Origin of the sequence: Bradyrhizobium sp. (assembly GCF_049581145.1) — a bacterium.
Taxonomy (GTDB): Bacteria; Pseudomonadota; Alphaproteobacteria; order Rhizobiales; family Xanthobacteraceae; genus Bradyrhizobium.
In genome coordinates this window covers 1-3763 of the sequence record NZ_JBAURI010001149.1, presented here as the reverse complement: position 1 = coordinate 3763, position 3763 = coordinate 1, and the positions used below count along the sequence as shown (strand labels likewise).

Genomic DNA, 3763 nt, shown 5'->3' with positions numbered 1-3763 from the left:
CCAGAGACGGCTTTCAGAACTAACGGTCCCTTAAGTGGCGGTTTGCCTGGAAATTTCAATCGCCGCGCTGGCCCTCGAAGCGGGCGGTCGGAGATCGGGTGGCAGCCGCTTCCGGCCCCGCCGATGCTCCGCATAGCGGTTCGAGCAGCGGAAATCCAGCCATCGCAAAAGCCCATTACCGCTTTGTTCGAATGGCGCGCCCGTTTCGAGTGTGAGCCGGCCCCGCGCGACGAGCTGACCGCGACCGTGCGCGGCGGGTTTGCCGGCTGGCTCGAATCGCCGCTGGCAGCGCCCGGCAGGCGGGTTCCCCGGGCCACCGGCGAGGCGGCCGTTTGACGGGCCGTTTTGGGCGCAATTTCCCGTCTTTATTCCGGATTTCAGCGATCCGGCGCCTCTCAAAGCCGCTTTCCGCCTGTTGCATTCACCGGCCGCATTTGGCATAGCTCTGTTGGTTGCCGGCGGCGTTGTCGCCGCCAGCGCTTACGGATGCGGGTGTAGCTCAGTGGTAGAGCACGACCTTGCCAAGGTCGGGGTCGAGGGTTCGAGCCCCTTCGCCCGCTCCAAATGTTTCTTCAATGGCAGCCGCGACCTTGTTCGAAGGGCCTGACTGTGCCGCCCGTCTCCGCCCCGCGCAGGTGGAACGATCATGAGCGGGTCGGCGTTGCTTTGCCTCTGTGGCAAGGAGGCCGAGGCATGAGGATAATGGCGCTGGCGTTTGCTTTCGGGACGGCCCTTATGCTGGCCAACATGGGGATACCTGCTGCCGCGGCCCATTCGCGAAAGCACAAAGTCGCCGGTGAACCGGGAGTGAGGCTGCTCGTGACGAAATCCGTACGAGAGCCAGTTCCTTACTGGGACTCCAATATCGTTCCACGCTATCGCTATCGCCCCCAGGATGACCGGGTCGATCCGTACGGGCCACCGGTCGTGCCGGTGATACGGTATTGGGACGGAGGGGAGGTCTATCTTCCTGTGTGGAACTGGTAGGGCGATCTGATCAACCGCGAACCCTCATCTGCCGTCAGGCGAACTCGCTCAGACGAAGACCGCGTGCCGAATCCGGCCGGCATTGCCGAACACCCGCAAATAGCGTTCGATCTCGGCCGGGTCGCCCGTGGCTTTTTCCGGATTGTCGGATAGCTTCACCGCCGGTTTGCCGTCGACCGATGTGACCTTGCAGACGATCGAGATCGGGTCCAGATTGACCGAGCCGCCCGGCGGGCAGCCGACGAAATCATTGGTCAGGTTGGTGCCCCAGCCAAAACTGACCCGGACTCGGCCTGCGAAGCGGCGATAGGTCTCCTCGATCGAGTCGACGTCCATGGCGTCGGAGAACACCAGAAGCTTGTCGCGGGGATCGCGGCCCTTCTCTTTCCACCACGCAATGATCTCCTCGCCGGCCTCGATCGCCGGCGCGCTGTCGGGGCGAAAGCCGGTCCAGTCCGCCACCCAGTCCGGCGCATCGCGCAGGAAGGCCTTGGTGCCGAAGGCGTCGGGCAGCGCGATCAGCAGATTGCCGCCATAGGTCTGGCGCCATTGATCCAGGATGCGATAGGGCGCCCAGCGCAGCTCGTCGTCATCGTTGGCGAGCGCCGCCGCCACCATCGGCAGTTCATGCGCATTGGTCCCGATCGCCTCGAGATCGTTGTCCATCGCCAGGAGCACGTTGGAGGTGCCGGTGAAGGACGGTCCGAGACCTTCCTTGACCGCCTCGACGCACCAGCGCTGCCACAGGAAGCCATGTCGCCGCCTGGTGCCGAAATCGGACAGCCGCAGGCCGTCGAGCTTGCGCAGTCGCTCGACCTTGGTCCAGAGCTTGGCCTTGGCGCGGGCATAGAGCACGTCCAGCGCAAACCGCCCCTGCCCCTTCATCACCGCCCGCGCCCGCAGTTCGTTGAGAATGGCGAGCGCGGGAATCTCCCACATCGTGGTGTGCGCCCAGGGCCCGTGGAAGTGCAGCTCGTACTGACCTTCGGTCTTGCGCAGCTCGTATTCGGGCAGCCGGAAGCTGGCGAGCCAGCTCATGAAATCGGGCGAGAACATGTGGGTCTTGCCGTAGAACGTATTGCCGGCGAGCCAGATCAGCTCCTTCTTGGCAAAGCGGACGCCGCGCGCATGATCGAGCTGCGCCCGCAGCTCGCCCTCGTCGATGATCTCGGCGAGCCGGACATGGCGGCTGCGATTGATCACCGAAAAGGTCACCCGCTGGTCCGGGTAGCATTCCCGGATCATCTGCAGCATCAACAGCTTGTAGAAATCGGTATCGAGCAGGCTGCGCACGATCGGATCGAGCCGCCAGCCGTGATTATAGGTCCTGCTCGCAATGTCCGTTACTGCCATCCGGCAAGCTTAGCGTGCCGGATGAGGCGCAGCCAGTGGCTTTGCGGGCGGTGGCTTTGCACGCGGTCCTGCCGGCGACTGGCTGCAGCCCATCACGGGAACGCCGCACTGCGCCTCAAGCGCGGGGTGGGTGTTCCATCACGCGGGGGTTATAGGGGGTCGTGGTCAGGGGGGTGGAAGCCTGGTGGAAGGGGGGGTGGAAGATGGTGGGACGGCGCCCATTCTTGCCCCGCAAGCCAGACGCTGGCGCCGCCCGTCATCAACAGCTTTGTCGCCTCGTTCCCGCGCAGCGGCTTCGCCGTTGTCGTGACAAGCCCGCGTTGGCAAGCGTCTCGAAGGATGAGGCCGGAAAACGCGCACCGCGCCCCTCACCATGAGGGGTTTGCGACACAGCAGGACTACGACGCGCGCGGCAGCGGGAGCGACATCGCGCGATCAGGCATCGGCGCGGCGCGGCGTCTGAGTGCGGTGGCGATTTCCGCGGCGATCATCGGCCAGTGCACGACGTCGATGATACCGGTGCCGACCAGCGTGTCCGCGGCAATCGATTCCGCGCACCGTGTCGCCAGCAGGATCGGCAGCTGTGACGCGACCGCGTGCAATGCCGCAGCCAGCTCCAGCGACGCCGCGGTCGATCCGAGATGGCCGATGAGCACGGCGTCGAACCGATCCGGCCGGGCCCGGCAAGCGGCGAGCGCCGCACCGGCGGCCGAAAATCCCACCGGCTCGTAGCCCAGCGCCGCCAGCATCTCCTCGTCGCGCGACAGCCGCGTGCCGTCGTTCGTCACCAGCAGGACCGTCTCGCCGTGTCCGACCTGCGGCAGCGGCGCCGCCGCTTCCAAGATCGTCGCGGTCGTCTCGCAGGGCAGCCATACCTCGAAGCGGCTGCCTTGTCCGACGCTGCTGCGCACATTCATGGCGCCGCCATGCTCGCGAACGATCTCATGGGCCGTCGCGAGCCCGAGGCCATTGCCGGAGGAACGCGTGGTGAAGAAAGGCTCGAAAATCCGGGCCTGCGTCGGCTCGTCCATGCCGCGGCCGCGATCGGCAACCGCGATGCACACATAGCGGCCGGGGGCGATATCGTCATGGCTCAGCGAGCGGGCTTCCCGGAGCTCGTGCATCTCGATCGTCACCTCGATGCGGCCGCCATGCTCCATGGCCTGGGCCGCATTGTTGCAGAGATTGAGCAGCACCTGCTGCAATTGCGCCGGCTCGCCCGAGACCGGCGCCGTCTCGGGCGGCTCATGGATCGCCAGTTCGATCCCCGGCGGCAGCGAGACATTCAGCAGCGATGCGGCTTCGGCGACCAGCAGGTGTGGGCTCAACAGCCTGCGGTGGCTGTCGCGGCGGCGGCCGAAAGCCATGATCTGGTCGATCAGATCACGCGCCCGCTCCGCGGCCTTCCGGATCGCGACGATGC

At 65.8% G+C, this 3763-nt stretch carries 2 protein-coding genes, 1 tRNA gene and 1 pseudogene; 2 read left to right on the top strand and 2 right to left on the bottom strand.

Going from position 1 to position 3763, the window contains the following annotated elements; genetic code table 11:
* Together WCB02_RS36635 and WCB02_RS36630 are read left to right on the top strand one after the other, a co-directional pair.
* Nucleotides 1–336 (top strand): annotated as a pseudogene (locus WCB02_RS36635) (hypothetical protein); the annotation flags it as partial.
* Between the two features lie 152 nt (nucleotides 337–488).
* Nucleotides 489–563: transfer RNA gene (locus WCB02_RS36630), tRNA-Gly, on the top strand.
* Between the two features lie 472 nt (nucleotides 564–1035).
* Here WCB02_RS36630 and pncB read toward each other — a convergent pair.
* Both pncB and WCB02_RS36620 read right to left on the bottom strand, forming a co-directional pair.
* Nucleotides 1036–2340: a nicotinate phosphoribosyltransferase gene (gene pncB, locus WCB02_RS36625; RefSeq protein ID WP_423966583.1), complete on the bottom strand. Its 1305-nt coding sequence runs from the start codon at nucleotides 2338–2340 to the stop codon at nucleotides 1036–1038.
* Between the two features lie 398 nt (nucleotides 2341–2738).
* On the bottom strand, nucleotides 2739–3763 hold a 1025-nt coding region (locus WCB02_RS36620), incomplete at its 5' end, for an ATP-binding protein (protein WP_423966581.1).

Coding starts and splice junctions, on each gene's coding strand:
- pncB (WP_423966583.1), bottom strand. CDS start 2,340: ATGGCAGTAACGGACATTGCGAGCAGGACCTATAATCACGGCTGGCGG.